The organism is Streptomyces albospinus (assembly GCF_014648695.1).
Taxonomy (GTDB): Bacteria; Actinomycetota; Actinomycetes; order Streptomycetales; family Streptomycetaceae; genus Streptomyces; species Streptomyces albospinus.
Genome location: NZ_BMRP01000003.1, coordinates 105999 through 128241, shown reverse-complemented (window position 1 = coordinate 128241; position 22243 = coordinate 105999). Strand labels below are relative to the sequence as shown.

The 22243-nt window shown below is 72.0% G+C and carries 17 protein-coding genes and 3 pseudogenes; 11 read left to right on the top strand and 9 right to left on the bottom strand.

Annotated features, from left to right (window positions below; all coding sequences use genetic code 11):
• The first annotated feature begins 287 nt into the window (after positions 1–287).
• Together IEZ17_RS06140 and IEZ17_RS06135 are read left to right on the top strand one after the other, a co-directional pair.
• On the top strand, positions 288–1058 hold the full coding sequence (locus IEZ17_RS06140) for a hypothetical protein (RefSeq protein WP_229851943.1): 771 nt from the start codon (positions 288–290) through the stop codon (positions 1056–1058).
• Positions 1059–1242: 184 nt separating this feature from the next.
• Entirely contained in the window at positions 1243–2604 is a 1362-nt protein-coding gene (locus tag IEZ17_RS06135) for a cation:dicarboxylate symporter family transporter (RefSeq protein ID WP_189297220.1), read from the top strand.
• An 87-nt stretch (positions 2605–2691) separates the two neighbouring features.
• Here the strand turns inward: IEZ17_RS06135 and IEZ17_RS06130 are convergent, their stop codons facing one another.
• Positions 2692–4119, bottom strand: coding sequence for a Gfo/Idh/MocA family protein (locus IEZ17_RS06130; RefSeq protein WP_189297219.1), 1428 nt, complete (start codon positions 4117–4119; stop codon positions 2692–2694).
• A gap of 348 nt (positions 4120–4467) precedes the next feature.
• Between IEZ17_RS06130 and IEZ17_RS06125 the strand changes: the two genes are divergently transcribed.
• A complete protein-coding gene (locus tag IEZ17_RS06125; RefSeq protein WP_189297218.1) occupies positions 4468–5841 on the top strand; it encodes an alpha-amylase in 1374 nt (457 codons plus the stop codon).
• A gap of 24 nt (positions 5842–5865) precedes the next feature.
• Here the strand turns inward: IEZ17_RS06125 and IEZ17_RS06120 are convergent, their stop codons facing one another.
• Both IEZ17_RS06120 and IEZ17_RS06115 read right to left on the bottom strand, forming a co-directional pair.
• On the bottom strand, positions 5866–8802 hold the full coding sequence (locus IEZ17_RS06120) for an FAD-binding and (Fe-S)-binding domain-containing protein (protein ID WP_189297217.1): 2937 nt from the start codon (positions 8800–8802) through the stop codon (positions 5866–5868).
• A gap of 41 nt (positions 8803–8843) precedes the next feature.
• Complete coding sequence (locus IEZ17_RS06115; RefSeq protein ID WP_189297215.1) at positions 8844–9308, bottom strand: MarR family winged helix-turn-helix transcriptional regulator; 465 nt, start codon at positions 9306–9308, stop codon at positions 8844–8846.
• Positions 9309–9407: 99 nt separating this feature from the next.
• Here IEZ17_RS06115 and IEZ17_RS06110 point away from each other — a divergent pair, with 99 nt between their 5' ends.
• Complete coding sequence (locus IEZ17_RS06110) at positions 9408–11252, top strand: ABC transporter ATP-binding protein (RefSeq protein ID WP_189297214.1); 1845 nt, start codon at positions 9408–9410, stop codon at positions 11250–11252.
• 55 nt (positions 11253–11307) lie between these two features.
• Here IEZ17_RS06110 and IEZ17_RS06105 read toward each other — a convergent pair whose 3' ends face one another.
• From IEZ17_RS06105 to IEZ17_RS06090, 4 genes are all read right to left on the bottom strand, one after another.
• Positions 11308–12483, bottom strand: coding sequence for a GDSL-type esterase/lipase family protein (locus tag IEZ17_RS06105; protein WP_189297212.1), 1176 nt, complete (start codon positions 12481–12483; stop codon positions 11308–11310).
• Positions 12484–12623: 140 nt separating this feature from the next.
• Positions 12624–13271, bottom strand: coding sequence for a LutC/YkgG family protein (locus IEZ17_RS06100; protein ID WP_189297210.1), 648 nt, complete (start codon positions 13269–13271; stop codon positions 12624–12626).
• Positions 13268–14776 carry a lactate utilization protein B gene (locus IEZ17_RS06095; protein ID WP_189297208.1) on the bottom strand — a complete coding sequence of 503 codons (1509 nt, stop codon included), beginning with the start codon at positions 14774–14776 and terminating at the stop codon, positions 13268–13270. The genes IEZ17_RS06100 and IEZ17_RS06095 overlap by 4 nt, the downstream gene beginning before the upstream one ends.
• Positions 14773–15573: a (Fe-S)-binding protein gene (locus tag IEZ17_RS06090; RefSeq protein WP_189297207.1), complete on the bottom strand. Its 801-nt coding sequence runs from the start codon at positions 15571–15573 to the stop codon at positions 14773–14775. Before IEZ17_RS06090 ends, IEZ17_RS06095 begins: the two co-directional genes overlap by 4 nt.
• Positions 15574–15739: 166 nt before the next feature.
• Here IEZ17_RS06090 and IEZ17_RS06085 point away from each other — a divergent pair, with 166 nt between their 5' ends.
• The 3 genes from IEZ17_RS06085 (at position 15740) to IEZ17_RS06075 (ending at position 19448) form a co-directional block, all read left to right on the top strand.
• Positions 15740–17077 carry an MFS transporter gene (locus IEZ17_RS06085; RefSeq protein WP_229851993.1) on the top strand — a complete coding sequence of 446 codons (1338 nt, stop codon included), beginning with the start codon at positions 15740–15742 and terminating at the stop codon, positions 17075–17077.
• A gap of 386 nt (positions 17078–17463) precedes the next feature.
• The gene (locus tag IEZ17_RS06080; RefSeq protein ID WP_268249808.1) at positions 17464–18210 is read left to right on the top strand and encodes a GntR family transcriptional regulator; all 747 of its coding nucleotides are present in this window, start codon (positions 17464–17466) and stop codon (positions 18208–18210) included.
• Positions 18211–18278: 68 nt separating this feature from the next.
• Positions 18279–19448, top strand: coding sequence for an adenosine deaminase (locus IEZ17_RS06075; protein WP_189297203.1), 1170 nt, complete (start codon positions 18279–18281; stop codon positions 19446–19448).
• Positions 19449–19626: 178 nt separating this feature from the next.
• On the opposite strand, the gene IEZ17_RS06070 is transcribed toward IEZ17_RS06075, so the two are convergent.
• Entirely contained in the window at positions 19627–20778 is a 1152-nt protein-coding gene (locus IEZ17_RS06070; protein WP_189297201.1) for an NAD(P)-binding domain-containing protein, read from the bottom strand.
• A gap of 126 nt (positions 20779–20904) precedes the next feature.
• Positions 20905–21105, bottom strand: a pseudogene (locus IEZ17_RS06065) (alkanesulfonate monooxygenase); the annotation flags it as partial.
• 8 nt (positions 21106–21113) lie between these two features.
• Here IEZ17_RS06065 and IEZ17_RS45215 point away from each other — a divergent pair.
• The 4 genes and pseudogenes from IEZ17_RS45215 to IEZ17_RS06055 all read left to right on the top strand — a co-directional run bounded on the left by IEZ17_RS45215 (position 21114) and on the right by IEZ17_RS06055 (position 22047).
• Positions 21114–21297, top strand: a pseudogene (locus tag IEZ17_RS45215) (hypothetical protein).
• Positions 21298–21304: 7 nt separating this feature from the next.
• A pseudogene (locus tag IEZ17_RS45210) lies at positions 21305–21475 on the top strand (phage tail tube protein); the annotation flags it as partial.
• An 18-nt stretch (positions 21476–21493) separates the two neighbouring features.
• Entirely contained in the window at positions 21494–21655 is a 162-nt protein-coding gene (locus tag IEZ17_RS06060) for a hypothetical protein (protein ID WP_229851941.1), read from the top strand.
• Between the two features lie 80 nt (positions 21656–21735).
• Positions 21736–22047, top strand: a complete 312-nt coding sequence (locus IEZ17_RS06055) for a hypothetical protein (protein WP_189297199.1) — start codon at positions 21736–21738, stop codon at positions 22045–22047.
• Positions 22048–22243 lie beyond the last annotated feature (196 nt).

Genomic DNA, 22243 nt, shown 5'->3' with positions numbered 1-22243 from the left:
TGTCGCGGTAGGCGGGGGTGGGCCGAGCGTGCTCGGCGGGCCGGGGCGCAGGGGCGGTGGTCGTGAGCAAGAGGGCGGCGGTGGCCGTCCCGGGCAGGGCGGAATGCCCCTCTCGCGCCTCTCGGCCGTCTCGACGTGGACGGAGGTATGGGAAGGTTCGCCTGTCGCACGGGCCGCTTTCAAACGGTTTTTCCACAGCGGGGCGGTAAAGCCGATGAATCGGCGGTGATGTGCACAACGCGCCCGGTACTGAAGGGCCGTCAGAGCAGCGGTGGCACCATGGGGCCATGCGGACAGCCGAGGGTGTGATGCGGGCGGTGGCGGTGGCGGTGGCGGTCGCGGGAGTGGTCCTTCTGGCGGGCTGCGGGGGCAGCGCCGGCGCGCACGGCAGCGGCGCCAAGGGCGCGGAGGGCGCCAAGGGAGGCGGTGGAGCCCGGGCGGGGGAGCGGCCCGGCGGGACGCCGGCCACCACCCACCTCACGGGCATCGCGGAGGTCGGCCCCGCGCTGCGGTCGCGGATCCCGGCCCGTTCCCGTCAGGTCGTAGCGGTCTACGGCAAGGGGGCCGACTCCCCGGACGCCACCGTCGTGCTGTACGACAAGGGCGCCAAGGGGTGGGATCGCAAAGGGAGTTGGCCTGCGCACAACGGGCGCCGCGGATGGACGGTGGATCACCACGAGGACGACCAGCGCAGTCCCGTCGGGGTGTTCTCGCTGACCGATGCCGGGGGAGTGCTCGCCGATCCCGGCGCCCGGCTGCCCTATACGCGCTCGGCGGCGTTCACCCCGCCGTCGTACTGGTCCGAGAACACCCGCCATGACTTCGACTACGTGGTGGCGATCGACTACAACCGGGTTCCGGGGACGTCCCCGCTGGACCCGACCCGCCCCCTGGGGCAGTCCAAGGGCGGCGGGGTGTGGCTGCACCTGGATCACGGGACCGGGACCTCGGCCTGTGTGAGCGTGGCGAAGTCCGCGATGGCGGCGCTGCTGCGGGCTCTCGACCCGGCCCGGCACCCCGTCGTGGTGATGGGGGACCGGAGTCACCTTTCGTCCTGAAAGGGAGGTGGCCGGGCGCCGGTGGGCGGTCTGCGGGTGGTGTGCGGAGCCAGCTCTTGGATCAAGCTCCAAGATTTTCCCGGAAGTTACATCGGCCTCTTTCGTGGTGAACAACAAGCGGCAATAGTGGCGGACCGCGGAAGTCCGATTCCGCATCACAGAATCCGCCCATGGAGGAGTGCCCGTGCCGCACACCACCGGAACCCTCGTCCGCCGCGCAGGGCGTCTGCTGCGCACCAGCCTGTTCGTGCAGGTCCTGCTCGCCTTGCTGTTCGGTGTCCTGGTCGGACGCCTCTGGCCGCAGGCGGGAGCCTCGCTCCAGCCGCTCGGTGACGGCTTCGTCCGTCTGATCAAGGCGGTCATCGCCCCGCTGGTCTTCTGTGTGGTCGTCGCCGGTATCACCAAGGCGGGCGACATGAAGTCCTTCGGCCGGATCGGCGTCAAGGCGCTGATCTGGTTCGAGGTCGCGACCGGCGTCGCCCTGGTCGTCGGCCTGCTGGCGGGCAATGTCTTCGCTCCCGGCGCCGGGATGCACGTCGACCCGGCGTCCCTGGACAAGAGCGCGGTCGATGCCCGGACGGGTGGCGGGAAACTGCCCTCCGCCGCCCAGTTCATCCTGGAGGCGCTGCCGAACAGCGCGGTCGGTGCGTTCGCCACGAACTCGCTGCTGCAAGTCCTGGTGCTGGCCTGCCTGGTGGGCGCGGCGCTGCTGCACCTCGGTCAGCGGAAGGTGCCGCAGCTGCTGCCGCTGATCGAACAGGCCCAGGACGTCGTGTTCACCATCGTCGGCTACATCATGAAGCTCGCCCCGCTCGCGGTCTTCGGTGCCACCGCGCATCTCGTCGGCCAGTACGGACTGGGCGCGATGTCGACGTACGGCAAGCTGATTGCGGTCTGCTACGGCGTCGCGCTGGCCTTCCTCGTGCTGCTCGGGTGCGCCCTCAAGGCGGTGACCGGGCTCAGCCTGTGGAAGTTCGTCCGCTACACCCGCGAGGAGCTGCTGCTGGCGCTCGGTACGGGTTCCAGCGAGACCGTGATGCCGCGGATGATGCAGAAGCTGCGGGCCGCGGGCTGTCGGGACGACGCGGTGGGGCTGGTCCTGCCGACCGGCTACTCCTTCAACCTGGACGGCGCCTCGATCTATCTCTCTGTCGGGACGCTCTTCATCGCGCAGGCCATCGGCGTGCAGCTGTCGCTCGGCCGGCAGATCACCGTCGTCCTGGTGCTGATGCTGACCAGCAAGGGCATGGCGGGCGTGCCGGGTTCGGCGTTCCTGGCGCTGTCCGCGACCGCCTCCGCGTTGGGGGTCGTCCCGGCCGCCGCGGTGGCCCTGCTGCTCGGCGTCGACCGGATCATGGACTCGATGCGGGTGGCCACCAACCTGCTCGGCAACTGCGTCGCGGTCTTCGCGGTGTCCCGTTGGGAGGGCGCGCTGGACCGGGTGACGGCCAGGAAGGTGCTGAACGGGGAGCCGCCGGCAGTCCGGCCCGGGGAGGAGAAGGCGCCGGAGGCGGACAGTGCGTCCGTCGCCCCTGGCGAGAAGTGACGCCCCGGGCCCGGAGGCGGACGGCCGCCGTCCACCGCCGGGCCCGGACCGGCGACCGGAATCCGGGCCCGGGAGGGGGAACTCCCGCTACTCCGCCGGCTTCTGCGAATCCATTCCCGGCCGGGCCTGCTTCCAGAGTCCCCGGGTGAAGTCCGGAATCTCCTGCGGGGCGCCCTTCGCCTTGATGGAGAGATCGCTCAGCGGCACCGGCGCGGTCCAGGTCGCGGCGTCGTAGACGTCGAAGTCCGGTACCAGGCCGAGCCGGATGCACTGGGTCAGCCGGAAGACCAGCATGTAGTCCATCCCGCCGTGCCCGCCGGGCGGGTTGGCGTGCTCCTTCCAGAGCCAGTGGTCCCACTCCGCGTACTTGCCGAAGTCGCCCCAGTCGTCGTTGCTCTGGTCGGGCTCCAGATAGATCCGCTCCGGATAGTCCTCGAAGAGTCCCTTGGTGCCGCCGAGGCTGTTGATGCGGCTGTAGGGATGCGGGGTGGAGACGTCGTGCTCCAGCCGGATCACCCGCCCCTTGGCGGTCTGCACGAGGCTGACCGTCCGGTCACTCTCGATGTACGACTCCTTCCAGCTGGGGTCGTTGGCCGGCATGTGCTCCTTGCGGTACGCGGCCAGTCCCCGCGAGGGCGTACCGAAGCTGGCGATGCGCACCGCGCGGTCGCCGCGGTTGACGTCCATGTAGTTGGCGACCGGGCCGAAGCCGTGGTTGGGGTAGAGGTCGCCGCGCAGCCTGGTGTGCCAGAGGCGGCGCCAGGGGCCCTCGTAGTACTTCGGGTCGAACATCAGGCCGCGCAGATCGTGGATGTAGGCCCCGGCGCCGTGCAGCAACTCGCCGAAGAGGCCGGCGTGCGCCATCCGCAGCACCCGCAGCTCGTTTCTGCCGTAACAGCAGTTCTCCAGCTGGAGGCAGTGTCTGCGGGTGCGTTCGGAGAGGTCGACCAGTTCCCACAACTGGTCCAGGCGCAGCGCGAGCGGGCATTCCGTGCCGACGTGCTTGCCGTTGAGCATCGCCGTCCTGGCCATCTCGAAGTGCCAGTCCCAGGGCGTGGCCGCGTAGACGAAGTCGATGTCGGTGCGCTTGCAGAGGTTCTCGAAGTCGTGGTCGCCGTTGGTGTAGACGGCGGGGGCGGCCTGTCCGGCGTCGGTGACCTTCTTCGCGGCCTTGGCGACCTTCTCCTTCACCGGGTCGCAGAGCGCCACCACGCGGACGTGGGGCACCGCCAGGAAGAGGTCGATCATGCTGCCGCCGCGGTTGCCGAGGCCGACGATGCCGACGCGCACCGTGCCGCGCGGCTCGAACGGCACCCCGATCATGGTCTTGCCCTTGGCCGCCGGGGCCGCGGCCGTCGCGGACCGGGCCGCCCCGGGGGCGGCTGCCGCCGCCGGGCCCGCGGTGAGTCCGCCGATCCCCAGCCCGGCACCCGCCGCGCCGGCGGTCCACAGGACCGAACGGCGGCTGGGGCCCTGCTCGTTGTGGTCGTGGTTCTGCGGTTGTGCCTCGTTCATCGGTCCTCCAGGGAGAGCGGATGGTACGCGGGACAGGCGTGAACCTCCGTGAGGACCCTGTCGGTTGGGCGGCCTGGGGCACAAGAGGGCCAATTGGACTCCTGATGTGCACACTTGGACTTTTCGGCGCGGCATGTGAGCGCTCCGCGACCGGTTGGGAGCACTCTGCTGCGCAGCCTTGCGGCTCCCGCCGGTATCTTTCGCAAGACACTGAAAACTCTTGCTTGAAACCTTGACGTGTCCACGCGCGGAACGGCAGGCTCCGAAGCAGAACCCCCCATGGCGGCCTGGCGCGTGGCTGCTCTCGTGGGCGCGGTGCGCCGTGCCCCATGACGAAGGAGCCGCAAGATGCAGCAACGTTCCCGTGTGCTGGGCGGGACGCTGGCGGGCGTGCTCGCCGCGGTCGGCCTCGCCACCTTCGCCCCCTGGTCCTCGCAGGCCACCCCACCCGGCGACAAGACCGTCACGGCCACCCTCTTCGAGTGGAAGTACGCGGACGTCGCCCGCGCCTGCACCGACCAGTTGGGCCCGGCCGGCTACGGCTACGTCGAGGTCTCACCCGCCTCCGAGCACATCCAGGGCGACCAGTGGTGGACGTCGTACCAGCCCGTCAGCTACAAGATCGCCGGCCGGCTGGGCGACCGCAACGCCTTCGCCTCCATGGTCGGCGCCTGCCACGGCGCGGGCGTCAAGGTCCTCGCCGACGCGGTCGTCAACCACATGTCGGCGGGGTCCGGCACGGGCACCGGAGGCACCCAGTACACCAAGTACAACTACCCCGGCTACTACCAGGACCAGGACTTCCACAGCTGCCGCAGACCCATCTCCCATTACGGCGACCGCAATGACGTCCAGAACTGCGAACTGGTCGGACTCGCCGATCTCGACACCGGCAGCGACTATGTCCGCACCACCATCGCGAAGTACCTCGACGATCTGCGGTCGCTGGGCGTGGACGGATTCCGGGTGGACGCCGCAAAACACATCTCCGCCACCGATCTCGCCGCCATCAAAGGCAAGATGAAGGACCCCGGCTACTGGGTGCAGGAGGTCATCTACGGCGCCGGCGAGGCCGTCCAGCCCGACGAGTACACCGGAATCGGCGACGTCGACGAATTCCGCTACGGCACCCACCTCAAGAGCGCCTTCCAGGGCGGCAATATCGCGCAGCTCAAATCCGTCGCGGACGGAAAGCTCAGCGGCGAGAAGGCCCGTACCTTCGTCGACAACTGGGACACCGAGCGCAACGGCTCCACGCTGACGTACAAGGACGGCGCGGCCTACACCCTCGCCAACGTCTTCATGCTCGCGTCGCCCTACGGCTCGCCGAACGTCTATTCCGGCTACACGTGGACCGACAAGGACGCGGGCCCGCCGGCCTCCGGCAGCAGCGGCTGGACCGGCGAGCACGCCAAGCAGGAGATCACCGGCATGGTCGGCTTCCGCAATGCGGTGGGAGCGGCGGAGCTGACGGACTGGTGGGACAACGGGGGCAGCGCGATCGCCTTCGGTCGGGGAAAGGCGGGATTCGTCGTCATCAACAACGGTGACGGCGAACTGCACCAGACATTCGCCACGTCGCTGCCGGGCGGCACGTACTGCAATGTCGTCGCCGCGGCGCCCGCCTCGTGCGACGGGCACACGGTCGCCGTGGGCGCTGACGGAAAGGCGCAGCTCACCGTTCCCGCCAAGAGCGCCGTGGCGCTGCACATCACACGCTGAGCCGGGCCGGCCGGGGGAGTTCCCTCAGGACGGGCCGGGGCGCGTCGCTTGTTCCAGCGCCAGGAGGGCCGAGTAATAGCCTCGGCCCTCCGTCGCGTGGTCCATGCCGATCTCGCACATGCGGTTCGCGGAGAGGTGCGCGTCGAAACGGCGTGCGGTCACCTCGGCGGCTTCCTTCGCCGTCGCCGACTCGGTCAATTCCCTGTGCAGCATTCCGCGGTCGCCGGCGAAGGCGCAGCAGCCCGCGTCGTCCGGCACCACGACCTCGCGGGCGCACGCCTCGGCGAGCTGCCGGAGCCGGTCCTCGTCGCCCAAGTGCCGCATGGAGCAGGTGGGGTGGAGGACGGCGGAGCCGAGGGTGCGGTGGATGTCGAGACGGGGGAGGAGTTCGTCGGCGGCCCAGACCAGGGAGTCGACGACCGTCAGCTCGGCGTGCAGGGCGCGGTGGAACGGCGTCAGATACGGCACGACCTCGTGGGCGATGCCGAGGGTGCAGGAGGAGGCGTCGACGATCAGCGGCAGCTCCCCGCCGGCCGTCCAGCCCCAGGCCGCCTCGACGATGCGGTGTGCCATGACACGGTTGCCGCGCTCGTAGCCCTTGGAGTGCCAGATCGTGGCGCAGCAGGTGCCGGTGACGTCCGGCGGGATCCACACCGGGCGGCCGGCCCGCCGGGAGACCGCCACCACCGCCTCGGGCAGCGAAGGCCCGCGGTGGCCGGCCGGCTCGCCGAAGATCCGGTTCACGCATGCCGGGTAGTAGACCGCCGCCGCGCCCGCCCGGTGCGTCGTGGGCAGCGTACGGGCCGCGGCACCCGGGATCTGCGGCAGCCACTCGGGCACCAGATCGGGGCGAACCGCCTTGCGGGCGGCGCCCGTCACGGATGTCAGCAGCCGGTCGCCGATCCGGTCCGCGGCCGCCACCGCGAGCCGCGCCGCCCGCTCCACGGCCGCGAACCGCCGCGCGGTCTGCTCGGCCAGCCACTCCTCGCGCGGCGAGTGCCGCAGATGCCGGAAGTCCTTCATCAGCGCGCCGGTGTCGATGCCCACCGGGCAGGCCAGTTTGCAGGTGGCGTCGCCGGCGCAGGTGTCCACCGCGGCATAGCCGTACGCGTCGAGCAGCGCCTCGCCGACGGCGGAGCCGGGCGGCTGGCGCAGCATCTCGCGGCGCAGCACGATGCGTTGGCGGGGTGTGGTGGTCAGGTCCTTGCTGGGGCAGGTCGGTTCGCAGAAGCCGCACTCGATGCACGGGTCGGCGATGGCCTCGACCCGCGGGATGGTCTTCAGCCCGCGCAGATGCGCGCGGGGATCGCGGTCCAGGAGGATGCGCGGGGCCAGGATGCCGTGCGGGTCCACGGTCTGCTTGATCCGCCACATCAACTCCGTTGCCCGCGGCCCCCATTCGAGCTCCAGGAAGGGCGCGATGTTGCGGCCGGTGGCGTGCTCGGCCTTGAGGGAGCCGTCGAAGCGCCGGACGGTCAGCCGGCAGAACTCGTCCATGAAGGCGGCGTAGCGCGCCACATCGTCCGGGTCGGCCGCGTCGAACGCGAGCAGGAAGTGCAGATTGCCGTGGGCGGCATGACCGGCGACCGCCGCGTCGAAGCCGTGCCGGGCCTGGAGTTCCAGGAGTGCCGTACAGGCGTCGGCGAGCCGGTCCGGCGGCACCGCGAAGTCCTCCGTGATCAGCGTCGTACCGGACGGCCGGGATCCGCCGACCGCGGTGACGAACGCCTTCCGGGCCTTCCAGTAGCCGCCGATGGCCGCCGGGTCCCGGGTGAAGGCGTTGGTGACCGAGGCGACCGGCGCGACCAGCTCCAGCTCGTCCAGCAGCCGTGCCGTGGTCCGCTCGTACGCCTGCTGCGCGGCCTCGTCCGGTGCCCGGAACTCGACCAGCAGCGCCGTGGTCTCCTTCGGCAGCTCCGCCCAGTCGGCGGGCACCCCGGCCACGCTCACCGAGGCCCGCAGCGTGTTGCCGTCCATCAGCTCCACGGCCCGGGCGCCCGCCTCGTTGAAGCGCGGTACGGCGGCGGCAGCGGAGGCGAGGGTCGGGAAGAAGAGGAGCGCGCTCACGGTGTGCCGGTCCAGCGGCAGGGTGTCGAAGACCGTCTCGGCGATGAAGCCGAGCGTCCCCTCGGAGCCGACCATCAGCCCGCGCAGGATCTGCACCGGCGTGGCGCCGTCGAGGAAGGCGTCCAGCCGGTAGCCGTTGGTGTTCTTGATCCGGTACTTGGCGCGGATCCCGGCCACCAGCCCGGGGTCCGCCTCGATCTCCGCCTTGAGGGCGAGCAGCCCCGCGCAGAGCGCCGGTTCGGCGTGCGCCAGCTCGGTGTCGGCGTCCGGGTCGGCGGTGTCGACGAGGGTGCCGGACGGCAGGACGAGGGTGAGCGAGGCCAGCGTCCGGTAGGAGTTGCGGGCGGTGCCCGCGGTCATCCCCGAGGCGTTGTTGGCGACCACCCCGCCGAGGGTGCAGGCGATCGCGCTGGCCGGGTCGGGGCCGAGCAGCCGGCCGTGGCGGGCGAGCGCGGCGTTGGCCCGCAGCACCGTCGTACCGGGCCGGATGCGGGCGCGGGCACCGTCGTCGAGCACCTCGATCCCGGCCCAGTGGCGGCGTACGTCGACGAGGATGTCCTCGCCCTGCGCCTGGCCGTTGAGGGAGGTCCCGGCGGCCCGGAAGACGACGTTGCGGCCTTTGCCGTGGGCGTAGGAGAACACCGCGGAGATGTCGTCGACGTCCGCGGCGATCACCACGACCTGCGGGACGAAGCGGTACGGGCTGGCGTCGGAGGCGTAGCGGACCAGGTCGGAGACCTCGTGCAGCACCTTGTCCGCGCCGAGCAGCGCGACGAGGTCGCCGCGCAGCGGCTCGGGAGTGCCCGCGGCCAGCCGGTCGGGCACCCGGTCGGGCGCGGGTCTGGCGGTGGCAGTGGGCCGCAGGGCCTGGGGGCGGGGCTCCAGCAGGGGCACGGTCACTCCTCGGGTGAGGCGGCGCTGCCGTGGCGCTCGGGTCAGTGATGCCTACCCGGCCCGTCGACCAGAGCCGACAGCAGTTCGCCGAACTCCTCGCGCTGCTCGGCGGTCAGTGGAGCCAGGATCTCCTCCGCCGCGGCCCGCCGGGCGCTGCGCAACGCGCCGAGCGCGACGCGCCCGGTGTCGGTGAGCTCGATCCGCACCACCCGCCGGTTGGCCGGATCCGGCACCCGGCGCACCGCACCGTTCGCCTCCAGCGCGTCCACCAGCGTCGTCACCGCCCGTGGTACGACCTCCAGCCGCTCGGCGAGGTCGGCCATCCGCGGCGGGGTGCCGCGGTAGTGGTCCACGATCCGCAGCAGCCGGGACTGGGCCGGCGTGAACGCGATGTCGAGCCGCGCGAGATGGTGCTGCTGGGCGCGGTGCATCCGGCGGGTCAGCCGGACCAGCTGCTCGGCGAGGTTGCCGCTGCCGGCGGACGGGGCGGGGGAAGGCGAGGGCATGCCCCGAGGATAGCAGGACCTGGTTCATTGTGAGTATAGGTAACAATGAGCTAAGCTCCGCGATGTCCCTGCTTCCCGTATGCATCCTCGAAGGAGCCCATGCGCCGCGACGAACCCCAATGGACCGCACCGCCCAAGGACCCGGACGCCCCGGTCCCCCTGCGGCGGATCCTCGCCCTCTTCCGCCCCTACCGCGCCCGGCTCGCCCTCGTCGGCCTGCTGGTCGCCGCCTCGTCCCTGGTCTCGGTGGCCTCCCCGTTCCTCCTCCGGGAGATCCTGGACGTCGCCATCCCCGGACGGCGCACCGGACTGCTGTCCCTGCTCGCCCTCGGCATGATCGCCACCGCGGTGACCACCAGCGTCTTCGGCGTGCTCCAGACGCTGATATCCACCACCGTCGGCCAGCGCGTGATGCACGATCTGCGCACCGCCGTCTATGCCAAGCTCCAGCGGATGCCGCTGGCCTTCTTCACCCGCACCCGCACCGGCGAGGTCCAGTCTCGGATAGCCAACGACATCGGCGGTATGCAGGCCACCGTCACCTCCACCGCGACGTCCCTGGTCTCCAACCTCACCTCCGTCGTCGCCACCGTCGTCGCCATGGTCGCCCTCGACTGGCGGCTGACCGTCGTCTCACTCCTCCTGCTCCCGGTGTTCGTCTGGATCAGCCGCCGGGTCGGCAACGAGCGCAAGAAGATCACCACCGAGCGGCAGAAGCAGCTGGCGTCGATGTCCGCGATGGTCACCGAATCCCTCTCCGTCAGCGGCATCCTGCTCGGCCGCACCATGGGCCGCGCCGACTCGCTCACCAAGAACTTCGCCGAGGAATCCGAGCGCCTGGTCGGCCTGGAGGTCCGTGCGAACATGGCCGGCCGCTGGCGGATGGCCACCATCGGCATCGTCATGGCCGCCATGCCCGCGCTCATCTACTGGGCGGCCGGGATCGTCCTCCAGTTCGGCGGCCCGGTCTTCTCCATCGGCACCCTGGTCGCCTTCGTCTCGCTCCAGCAGGGTCTGCTCCGCCCCACCATCTCGCTGCTCTCCACCGGCGTCGACATGCAGACCTCGCTGGCGCTGTTCCAGCGCATCTTCGAGTACCTGGACCTGCCGGTCGCCATCACCGAGCCCGCCGCCCCCGTGGAGCTACCGGCCCCGCGCGGTGAAATCCGCTTCGAGAACGTGCGGTTCGGCTACGACCCCGAAGCGGCGCCCACCCTGGACGGCATCGACCTGACGATCCCGGCGGGCGGCAGCCTCGCCGTCGTCGGCCCCACCGGCAGCGGCAAGAGCACCCTGAGCTACCTCGTCCCCCGCCTCTACGACGTGACCGGGGGCCGGGTCACCCTCGACGGCACCGACGTCCGCGACCTCGGATTCGCCACCCTCGCCCGCTCGGTCGGCGTGGTCTCCCAGGAGACCTACCTCTTCCATGCCTCGGTCGCCGACAACCTCCGGTTCGCCAAGCCCGACGCGACCGACGAGGAGATCGAACGCGCGGCCCGGGCCGCCCAGATCCACGACCACATCGCGGCCCTCCCCGACGGCTACGACACCCTCGTCGGCGAGCGCGGCTACCGCTTCTCCGGCGGCGAGAAGCAACGCCTCGCCCTCGCCCGCACCATCCTGCGCGACCCGCCGGTCCTCGTACTGGACGAGGCGACCAGCGCCCTGGACACCCGCACCGAACACGCCGTCCAGCAGGCCGTCGACGCCCTCTCCGAAGGCCGCACCACCCTCACCATCGCGCACCGCCTCTCCACCATCCGCGACGCCGACCAGATCGTCGTCCTGGACGCCGGCCGGATCGCCGAACGCGGCACCCACGACGAGCTGCTGGCGGCAGGCGGGCGCTATGCGGCGCTGGTGCGGCGCGATGCGCACCAGCGGCCGGTGGACGGCGACGGCGCGGTGGACGACGGACGCGCCTCCGGAATGCTGGTCTGACCGCCGGGCGCCGGGCCGGTGGCGGTCCCCGACCCGGCGCCGCTGCACCCGGGCGTCAGAGCGCCGCGAGATCGATCGCCGCCGCCATCGCCCGGTACCCCGCGTCGTTCGGGTGCTTGCGGTCCCCGCTGTCGTAACCGGGCGCCAGCGCGTCCGCGTCGTCCGGATCGGCCAGCACCGCCGCGAAGTCCGCCACCGCGTCGAACGCGCCCGAGGTGCGGATCCACGCATTGACCTCCCGCCGCTTCGCCTCGGCAGCCGGGGTGTGGTACTCCGCCCCCTTGAACGGCATGATCGTCGCCCCGGTGACCCGCACCCCCGCGGCCCGCGCCCGGTCGATCAACTCCTGGTACCCCGCGATGAGCCGACCGGCGGGGAGATCCGGATTGGGCCGGTACGTCGGGAGGTCGACCTCGCTGAACCCGATGTCGTTGAGGCCCACCAGGACGACGACGGACCGCACACCCGGCTGCTCCAGCACATCCCGCCCGAACCGCTCCCCGGCCCGGTCGCCGTACCACGCCGAGTCGTGCAGCAGCAGATTCCCGCCGATGCCGTGGTTGAGCACCGGACGCGGGGTGCCCGCGGCGGCCAGCCGCTCGGCCAGCGCGTCCGGGTAGCGCGCATTCCCGTCGACGGTCGACGCGAAGCCGTCGGTGATCGAGTCGCCGAACGCCACGACGGTGTCCCGCCGCGCCGCCCCGCCGCCGGCCAGCTCCACGGCGGCGAGGTAGTACCACGACACCGTCGTCGCACCGAAGACCGCCGGATCCACGTCCCCCAACTGCTCGCCCGCCGCCCGGTAGGAGGTGGCGAACGCCTGCGCGTGGAACGTCGCCGGGCCGGTCGGCCGGGCGAAGTACAGGGACACGGTGAGCGCGTCGAAGGCCGCCACGCGCACCTCCACTGCATCGCTGCGGACCTCGCCGCCCGCCGGGATCCGCACGGAATCCGCCCCGCCGAAGGTGATCCGGCGGACCGTACCGCCGTGCACCGCCGGCCCCTTGTCCGTACGCGCGATCCGGGCGCCGGACACCTCCAGCGGCGCGGTCCCGTAGCGGTTGGAGAGTGTGATCCGGGCCGAGGTCCCCGCCCCGGTGACCCGTACGACCTGCCGTACGGTCTGGTCCGCGAAGCCCTCCTCGGCCCAGTTCTTGTCGAACCCCGCACTGGGACGCTGCATGGATGCGGCCCAACCTGCCTGCCAGACGGCGGGGTTGTCGCTGCTCATGATGGTGTGCCTGCCTCTCGGTCGGTCGCCCGGTGGCGACTTCCACGAGTCTGGCGACCGGCGCGAGGGCGGCCCAGACACCTCCGATTGGTACGCATCGGATGCCTACCAACGTGAGGGACACCCTGCGCGCCGGGCCGTCAGCCCGCCGCCAGCAGGATCACCTCCAGCGTCCGCGGACCGTGCACTCCCTCCACCCGGTCCAGTTCGATGTCGCTGGTCGCGGACGGCCCGGAGATCCACGTCAGCGGGCGGTCCGGGGACAGCCGCGGCAGCGCCTCGGGGACCGAGCTGACAACCTGGCCGGGGACCCGCACGACACAGATGTGATGGTCGGGTACGAGGGTGATCCGGCGCCGCCCCTGGTCGGGCCCGGCGTCCAGCACGATCGTGCCGGTCTCCGCGATCGCCAGCGCGCACCCCGTCACCACACTGTCCACGGCGTCGAGTTCCCGCGCGGTGGCCGACGGCACGTCGGGAACCCGCGTCACCTCGGCCCCGGCCAGCCATCCCGGCTCCAGCCCCGCCGGCACCACCACCGACCGCGCGCCGCGCTCCGCCAGCAGCCGGGCGATCAGCACCGGCAGCCCGCCGGGGCCGCAGCGGTGCACGATCGCCCGGTACTCCGCCAGATTCTCGGCGAGCAGATCGACGTTCTGCCCGGCCGTACGCGAGCCGTGCACCCGCAGATAGTCGCGGGGCACCGGCGGATCGCTGGGCCCCTCGCCGCGCGGCACATCGGCCAGCGCCCGCCGGATCCGCGCCAACACCACGTCCCTGCCGCTCACTTGACGCCTCCTCGCTGCTCTGTCGACGACCCGTCAGGACGCTGCTCACCACGGGTGCGCCGCCACCAGTCGCGGAACGACTCGGCCGGCACCGCCGGCAGCTCACGGCTGTCGGACCAGGCCCGCCCCGGCCCCGGCAGCCGCCGCGGATGCAGCCGCCGGGTACGGGACGCCAGCCGCATCCCGCCGCGCAACGCGCCGGGGTGGTCGAACGCCCAGGTCGCGGCCCGCATCGCGGCCCGCTCCGCGGCATGCCCCTTGGCCGGTTTGAGCACGGTGCGGGTGCCGCGCCGGGTGACCGGGCCGCCCTCCACCACCCGCTCCCGCAGATGCACCAGGACCTCGGGGATGTCGATGGCGACCGGGCACACCTCGTAACACGCCCCGCACAGCGACGACGCGTACGGCAGCGATGCCTCCAACGAGCCTTCGATTCCCCGTAGTTGAGGCGTGAGGATGGCCCCGATCGGGCCCGGATACGGCGAACCGTACGCATGCCCACCGGCCCGCTCGTACACCGGGCAGACGTTCAGGCACGCCGAGCAGCGGATGCAGCGCAGCGCCTGTCGCCCCACGGTGTCGGCGAGGGTGTCGGTCCGCCCGTTGTCGAGCAGCACGAGATGGAAGGTCCGGGGCCCGTCGCCGTCCGTGGTCCCCGTCCAGGTGGTCGTGTACGGGTTCATCCGCTCGGCCGTCGAGGAGCGGGGCAGCAGTTGGAGGAAGATCTCCAGGTCCTGCCAGGTCGGCACGGTCTTCTCGATGCCGACGACGGAGATCAGGGTCTCCGGCAGCGTCAGGCACATCCGGCCGTTGCCCTCGGACTCGACGACCACCAGGGTGCCGGACTCGGCGACCATGAAGTTGGCGCCGGAGATCCCCACCTTCGCGGTCAGGAACTTCTCCCGCAGATGCAGCCGGGCCGCCTCGGCGAGCTCGGCGGGGGAGTCGGACAGCCCATCCGGCGCGGGGCGACCCCAACTCCCCATCTCCCGGCGGAAGATGTCCCGGATCTCGGAGCGGTTGCGGTGGATCGCCGGGACCAGGATGTGCGACGGCAGATCGTCCCCGAGCTGCACGATCAGCTCGGCCAGATCCGTCTCGTACGCCCGGATGCCGGCCTCGGCCAGCGCCTCGTTCAGCCCGATCTCCTGCGTGGCCATCGACTTGACCTTGACGACCTCGCGCTCACCGGTCTCCCGCACCAGCCGGGTGACGATCCGGTTGGCCTCCTCGGCGTCCGCCGCCCAGTGCACCCGGCCCCCCGCGGCAATAACCGACTCCTCCAATTGCTCCAGGTACGAATCGAGATGACGGAGCGTCCGGTCCTTCACCGCGGCGCCCGCGGCCCGTAGCTGAGCCCAGTCGTCCAGCTCGGCGACGGCCCTGGCCCGCTTGTCGCGGATGGTGTGGGTGGCATGGGCGAGATTGGCCCGCAGCAGGCTGTCGCGGGTGGAGACGGCGGCGGCCCGGGGGAACGCCGGCATCCCGAGATGGCTGCCGCTCATCGCGGGCCCCCTTCCGCGCCGGCGGCCGTACCGGAGACGGCACCGCCCTGCGCACCCTCCTCCGTACCGGCCAGGATCTCCGCGATGTGCACCGGACGGACCGTCGAGCCCTGCCGCGCCAGCGTGCCCCCGATGTGCATCAGACAGGAGTTGTCGACCGTGCAGACCGCCGAGGCGCCGGTCCCGGCCACCGCCCGGACCTTGTCGGCCCCCATCGCGGCCGACACCGCCGGATTCTTCACCGCGAACGTGCCGCCGAACCCGCAGCACTCCTCGGCACCCGGCAGCTCCCGCAACTCCAGCCCCCTCACGTGCTCCAGGAGCCGCCGCGGCCGGTCGCCCAGCCCCAGCATCCGCAGACCGTGACAGGTCGGGTGATAGGTGACGGTGTGCGGGTAGTAGGCGCCCACATCCGTCACCTTCAGCACATCGACCAGGAACTCGGTGAGCTCGTAGGTCTTGGGCACGGCACGCGCCGCCGCGTCGGTCAGCTCCCGGCCGCGCCCCTCGGCAGCCGCCTTCGCCGCGATCCGCGGATAGTTGTCGCGCACCATCGCGGCGCAGGAACCGGACGGGGTGACCACGTACTCGTGGTCCCGGAACGCCCGGTCGAAGCGCCGCACCAGCGGCTCGGTGGCGTGCCGGTAGCCGGTGTTGAACTGCGGCTGCCCGCAGCAGCTCTGCGCGTCGGGGAAGTCCACCTCGACGCCCAGCCGCTCCAGCAGCGTCACCACCGCCCGGCCGGTGCGCGGATAGAGCGTGTCGTTGATGCAGGTGACGAACAGTGCTACCCGCACGTTGCGATCTCCTTGCCGTCATCGTGCCGTCTTCTTGCGGCGGTGTTTCGGCCGCCTTGCGTCCGCCGAATCCCCTGGCGGTCGCCCGCCTCACCGGTACATGATCACCTGTCGGATCATCCTGCCCCAGCAGCAGGCCCAGGAGAAGGACCGGGAGCGGAGGACCATGTCGAGTGCAGAGCCCATAGCCGAGGACCGGGCGCCCCGCGGCGACCGCCCGCCGTCACAGCTGCGGCAGCTGGCCGCCGCCTCCATCGGCAACGCCGTCGAGTGGTACGACTGGTACGCCTACTCCTTCCTGGCGGTCTACTTCGCCGACCAGGTCTTCCCCAAGGGAGCCGGCAACTCCCTGGTGCCGCTGCTGTCGACCTTCGCGGTCTTCGCCGTCGGCTTCTTCATGCGCCCGGTCGGCGGACTGCTGATGGGCGCGGTCGCCGACCGGCGCGGCCGACGGGCCGCGCTGACCCTGACGATCCTGCTGATGGGCGGCGGCAGCCTGCTGGTCGCACTCACTCCCACCTACACGGCCACCGGTGTGCTCGCCCCGGTCGTGCTCGTCGTCGCCCGACTCGTCCAAGGGCTGTCGGTGGGCGGGGAGTTCGCCGCCTCCACCACCTTCCTCGTCGAATCCGCGGGACCTGGCCGGCGCGGGCTGTTCTCCAGCTTCCAGTACGTCTCCACGACCATCGGCCAGCTGCTCGCCTCCGGGACCGGCGCACTGCTCGCCACCCTGCTCACCGAGCGCCAGATGGGGCAGTGGGGCTGGCGGATCGCCTTCCTCATCGGCGCCCTGCTGAGCCTGATCGGACTCTGGATCCGGCGCGGCGCCCGGGAGACCCTTCCCCAGGCTCTCGACTCTGCTCGGGCGAACACCCCGGCCGCCGCACAGCGGGCCGACCGCCCCGGCCTCTTCGAGGGCCTGCGCCGCTACCCCCGCCAGTCGCTCCTGATCTGCGGCATCACCGCCGGCGGCACCATCGCCTACTACACCTGGACCACCTACCTCCCCACCTACGCCCAGGTCAACGCGGGCTTCGACAAGGGCGATTCGCTCACCGTCGGTACCCTCTCGCTGGTCTTCTTCGCCCTGCTCCAGCCCCTCGGCGGCATGCTCTCGGACCGCGTCGGCCGCAAGCCGCTGCTGCTCGCCTTCGCCCTGGGCTTCACCGTGCTGGCCGTTCCGCTGCTGCACCTGGTCACCGACGCCTTCCTCTCCCTCCTGCTGGTGCAGTGCGCGGGCATGGTCCTGCTCACCGGCTACACCGCGGTCGCCGCCGCCGTGAACGCAGAGGTCTTCCCCGCCCGGGTGCGCGCCGCCGGCATCGGCTTCCCGTACTCCTTCACCGTCGCCCTCTTCGGCGGCACCGCCCCGTACGTCGGCACCTGGTTCGAGCAGGCCGGCCACCCGGGCCTCTTCCCGTGGTACGTCGCCGTGCTCTGCCTGATCTCCTTCGGCGTCTACCTGACGCTGCCGGAGACCGCCCACCGCGAACTGGAGCGGTAGCCCGCGAACACGGACGGCGCCGCCCTCCCGGGGCAGGGAGGAGCGGCGCCTTGTTGCTGCTGCGCGTTGCTGCTGCGCGTCCGTCGGACGCGCCACCCCACGGAGCGGACGATGCCGGCAAGGGGCGGTGCCGCGGGTGCCGGGCGGGATGCGATGGCGGGCGGCGGCAGGGGGTGCCGTTCGGCGCCACCGAGAAGTGCGCTGTCAGGTGCTGTCAGACAAGATTTCGACCAGGGCTGTCGAAGAAGGTGCCCGATCGCGCTGGCCCGCCCCGCGCTGTCGGTGGGAAACTGCCCTGCGCACGGGACGAGACCCGGGCGGCAAGGCGGCAGACGGCACCCGGACGGCCCGCGGTCCGGTCTGACCACGGACCCGGGGAGACGGATTTGGCCGGCAGACAAGCTCACGGACGGCGTCCGGTCGTCGCCCTCTACGAGCGGATGGTCGAGGCGGTCCGCGCGGGCACCTACCCCCCGGGCTCCACCCTCCCGACCGAGCCCCGGCTCGCCGCCGAACTGGGCGTGAGCCGCCCCGCCCTGCGCGAGGCGCTGATCCTGCTCCAGGAGGACGGCGTGATCAACGTACGGCGCGGGGTGGGGCGCACGGTCAGCCACCATCTCCCGCCGCGCGGCTTCGAGTTCCTCAAGCCCGTGGAAGAGCTGCTGGGGGAGGGGCGACAGGTCGTGACCGTGCCGCTGGCCCGTACCGGCGAGGAACCGACGGACTTCTCCACGCAGCATCTGGTGCTGCCGTCGAACGGCGAGGTGCGCTTCTGGGAGAGCCTGATCGAGGTCGCCGGGCTGCCCGCCTGCCTGACCCAGGAATGGGCCGCGGACGAGACGGTGGCGGAGCTGCTGCCGGACGCCGTCCCGGCGTTCGACGGGCCCGAGGGGCGCACGTCGTCCATGCTGCGGCTGCTGCTGGCCGCCGGGCGCCGGCTGCCGCTGACCGGCAGCAGCACCATCGTGGCCACCACGCTCGGCCGGCAGCGCGGCCGGCAGCTGGGGCGCCCGGCCGACACCCCCGGCGTCCTCGTCACCCAGGTCGTACGGCTGGACCGCACCCCTCTCCTGGCCGCCAAGCACATGCTGCCCCCGGGTGCGCCCGCCCTGCCGGTGTGGCAGGCGCGGTGAACAGGGCGGATGGGTGCGAACGACCCCTTCGGTGACGGAACGGCGGGGACGTGTCATACTCGCGCCCCATGACGTTGTCTGACAAGCTTCCCCGGCAGTCCACCCACCCCCTCGACGGCGAGCGGATCCGCCGCGCCCCCAAGGTGCTGCTCCACGACCACCTCGACGGCGGCCTCCGCCCGGAGACGATCATCGAGCTGGCCGAGGCCATCGGCTACCGCAACCTGCCGACCACCGACCCTGCCGCACTGGCCGCCTGGTTCCGTGACGCCGCGGACTCCGGCTCTCTGGAGCGCTATCTGGAGACCTTCGCGCACACCTGCGCGGTGATGCAGACCGGCGAGGCGCTGTTCCGTATCGCCGCCGAGTGCGCCGAGGACCTGGCCGCCGACGGCATCGTCTACGCCGAGGTGCGCTACGCCCCCGAGCAGCACCTGGAGGGCGGCCTGACCCTCGACGACGTCGTCGACGCGGTCAACGCGGGGTTCCGCGAGGGCGAACGGCGGGCCGCGGCGGCCGGCCACCGCATCCGCGTCGGCACCCTGCTGTGCGCCATGCGGCACGCCGACCGCGCCCTGGAGATAGCCGAGCTCGCCGTGGCCCACCGCGACCGGGGCGTGGCCGGCTTCGACATCGCGGGTGGCGAGATCGGCAACCCCGCGAGCCGGCACGCCGAAGCCTTCGACTACCTGCGCAGCCAGGGCGCCCGGGTGACGGTGCACGCCGGCGAGGCGGTCGGCATGGAGTCCATCCACGAGGCGGTGCTGCGCTGCGGCGCCCACCGCATCGGCCACGGCGTCCGCATCACCGACGACATCGCGATCGGCACCGACGGCCAGGTCGCGCTGGGGCGCCTGGCCTCCTACGTGCGCGACATGCGGATCGCCCTGGAAGTCTGCCCGACCTCCAACCTCCAGACCGGCGCCGCCACCAGCTACCCGGAGCACCCCATCGACCTGCTCCGCCGGCTCGGCTTCCGCATCTGCCTCAACACCGACAACCGCCTGGTCAGCGGCACGACGATGACGCAGGAGTTCCAGCACCTGCGGGACACCTTCGGCTACGGCGCCGCGGAACTGGAGGAGTTCACCGTCAACGCGGTGAAGTCCGCCTTCCTGCCCTTCGACGAGCGGGCCGCCCTCCTGAACGAGGTCATCCGCCCCGGCTACGCCCGGCTCCGCGCCTGGGAACTCAGCCGCGTCACCGTCCGGGGCACCACCGGCACCGCGGCGGCCTAGACGTACTCGGGCTCTCGCCTGGTGCGGCGAGAGTGCGTGCCAGGCGTCGCGGGGCAGACCGGAACACGACGACCGGCCCCAGCCCGCGCCGATCGGGACCCGGGGCGGTCCGGCCCGTCCGGGCCGTCCGGGAATCGCCGCGCCCCGGATCCCGGCGCCGGCGCCGCCGCTCGCCGCCTCAGGCCGGGCCGCCGGATACGACCGAGGCGCTCACCAGCCCGGAGTCCGGCAGCCCCGGATCACCGGCCGCGGGTGCCGACGGCTCGCCGGCGAGCAGTCGCCTGATGTCCCGTACCGCCGCCCGGCCGGCCCGGTTGGCGCCGACGGTGCTCGCCGAGGGCCCGTAACCGACCAGGTGGATCCGCGGGTCGCGGAGGGCCCGGGTCCCCTCCATGCGGATGCCGCCGCCCGGCTCGCGCAGCTTCAGCGGAGCGAGGTGATCGATGGCCGCCCGGAACCCCGTCGCGTAGAGGATCACCTCTGCGTCGACGGTCCGTCCGTCCGCCCACGCCACCCCGGTCGGGGTGACCCGGGAGAAGAGCGGCAGCCGCGTCAGCACGCCGCTCTCCCGGGCCCGCCGGACCGCCTCGGTCATCGGCAGCCCGGTCACACTCACCACGCTCCGTGGCGGCAGCCCCTGGCGGACCCGTTCCTCGACGAGTGCGACCGCCGCCCGTCCCTCCGTCTCACCGAACGGCCCGGCACGGAAGACGGGCGGTCGCCGGGTCACCCAGGTCGTCCCCGCCGCGACCGGCGCGATCTCCATCAGCTGCTGTACGGCCGAGGTCCCGCCCCCGACGACCACCACCCGCGCACCCCGGAACGCCTCGGGTCCCTCGTACTGCGCACTGTGCAACTGCCGTCCGCGGAAGGCCTCCTGGCCGGGAAACCGGGGCCAGAACGGCCGGTCCCAGGTGCCGGTCGCATTGACCACCGCCCGCGGCGCGTAGTCGCCGTGCGAGGTCTCCACCAGCAGCCGACCGCCGACGCCCTCGCGCACCGCCGTCACGCTCACCGGCCGGTGCACCCGCAGTTCGAAGGCCCGCTCGTACGAGGCGAAGTACCCGCCGATCACCTCGGACGACGGCCGCCGGGGATCGGTGCCGGTCAGCTCCATCCCCGGCAGCGCGTGCATGCCGTGGACCTTGTCGTACGTCAGCGTCGGCCAGCGGAACTGCCAGGCGCCGCCGGGGCGCGGGGAGTGGTCGAGCACGACGAAGTCCCGGTCCGGCCGGTAGCCGACCCGGCGCAGATGAAAGGCGGCGGCCAGTCCCGCCTGCCCGGCGCCGATCACCATGACCTCGATATCGCGCACCCCGGTGTAGTTCATGTTTCTACTAACCGGCGGAGGTGCGGATGTCTTCCCGGGAGGCCGCGACCGGCGCGGACGGCCTCCCGGGGCACCACCGGCGCGTCGGCGCCCCCCCCAGTTCCGGTCAGCGCCCACCAGTTCCGGTCACCGCCCGCCGGCAACCAACAGCGGCGCACCGCCCGGCGCGGACGCCGGCCGCCCGTTCGCGGACGGCACTCCTGCCGGCGAGGACGGCCCGGTATCCAGCAGCCCGCGCGCGGCGAGCTCCGGCCGTACCCCTTCCTCCAACCAGTACGCCTCCTCCAGGTGCGGGTGCCCGGACTGCACGAAATGCTCGATCCCCACGCCAGGGCCTGAGCGGCGCCACGGCGCGCGTGGTGTGGCCCGACCACCGGCCGACCGGCTTCCGCTGGTGGCGGTTCGCCGCGTGCCGGACGGAACGGCCAATCCGCTGGGCATCGGACCGGTGAACCGCAGGCCGGGCCGGACCTGTTCCGGTTCCAGGCCGCGTACCGCGTGACCGCGCGGCCCATCTGACCTACCCCTGGAGAACAGTTGGGCTCTGATCGACGACGCCGCCATCGTCCCGGCCGGCGGCTACACCTTCATCGCTGCCCCCGACACCGACAAGCCGACCGACCTTGCCGCCCCGACCCAGCCGGGCCGAAGCTGGGAGAACGTCGGGCACACCAAGCTTGACTCCCTTGACGAACTGGTGGCGCTGCGGGGCGACGTGCGGAGCCTGACCCAGACCCGCGAAGCGGTCACCCAGACCCTGGCCGACCACGAAAGCCGGCTGCGGGGCCTGGAGCGATGGCGCTACGCCCTGCCGCTTGCCGCGATCACCTCCCTGGGCACGCTGATCGCGGCCCTGGTCAAGGCGGGCGGGGCGTAACGGCCCCCGGCGCATCCGAGCGCACGCTGTCCGAACGCCGCGACAGAGTCCGCGAATTGTTCGACAAGGTGGGAGTCTGAATGTTCCACCTGATCCGCCAGACCATCCGGGACAACCCCGTCCGGGTCCGCACGGCCCTGGGTGCGCTCCTGGTCCTGGTGGGCCACTACATTCCCGCGGTGGCGGACGTGGCCGTCAATGACCAGGCCGTGGACGCGATCACGTTCCTGGTGCTGCTGCTCCTGGGCGAGGGCGCGTCGCGAAAGATGGCGGCGAAGTACAACCCGGCCCCTGTGCCGGAGGACTCCAGGGGTGACGGCAGCGGGCGTGAGAGCGCGTCCGGCAGGTCAGCAGGTACCGCGCCTTGTTCGGGACGTGACTCGCACAGGTGAAGATGTGCCTCGTTGACCATGTTCTGACCAGGCGTTCGCGCCCCTCGCTGAGCCTGGAGAGAGGCGCGACGGCACCAGAAATCAGGTGCGGTTGCCTGCTAGTGGACAAGTTCCCCGTACGGGAGGTTTGCGTAGGTCGCGTGCTTCCTGACCTCGTCGTCGAATGTGACGACGTTGCCTCGTGTGGCATCGATTC

Bases quoted from the DNA above. Each gene is read 5' to 3' on its own strand.
- IEZ17_RS06055 (WP_189297199.1), top strand. From the start codon at position 21,736: ATGTTCCACCTGATCCGCCAGACCATCCGGGACAACCCCGTCCGGGTC.
- IEZ17_RS06095 (WP_189297208.1), bottom strand. From the start codon at position 14,776: ATGAGCGGCAGCCATCTCGGGATGCCGGCGTTCCCCCGGGCCGCCGCC.
- IEZ17_RS06125 (WP_189297218.1), top strand. From the start codon at position 4,468: ATGCAGCAACGTTCCCGTGTGCTGGGCGGGACGCTGGCGGGCGTGCTC.
- IEZ17_RS06115 (WP_189297215.1), bottom strand. From the start codon at position 9,308: ATGCCCTCGCCTTCCCCCGCCCCGTCCGCCGGCAGCGGCAACCTCGCC.
- IEZ17_RS06085 (WP_229851993.1), top strand. From the start codon at position 15,740: ATGTCGAGTGCAGAGCCCATAGCCGAGGACCGGGCGCCCCGCGGCGAC.
- IEZ17_RS06105 (WP_189297212.1), bottom strand. From the start codon at position 12,483: ATGAGCAGCGACAACCCCGCCGTCTGGCAGGCAGGTTGGGCCGCATCC.
- IEZ17_RS06070 (WP_189297201.1), bottom strand. From the start codon at position 20,778: ATGAACTACACCGGGGTGCGCGATATCGAGGTCATGGTGATCGGCGCC.
- IEZ17_RS06110 (WP_189297214.1), top strand. From the start codon at position 9,408: ATGCGCCGCGACGAACCCCAATGGACCGCACCGCCCAAGGACCCGGAC.
- IEZ17_RS06130 (WP_189297219.1), bottom strand. From the start codon at position 4,119: ATGAACGAGGCACAACCGCAGAACCACGACCACAACGAGCAGGGCCCC.
- IEZ17_RS06075 (WP_189297203.1), top strand. From the start codon at position 18,279: ATGACGTTGTCTGACAAGCTTCCCCGGCAGTCCACCCACCCCCTCGAC.
- IEZ17_RS06140 (WP_229851943.1), top strand. From the start codon at position 288: ATGCGGACAGCCGAGGGTGTGATGCGGGCGGTGGCGGTGGCGGTGGCG.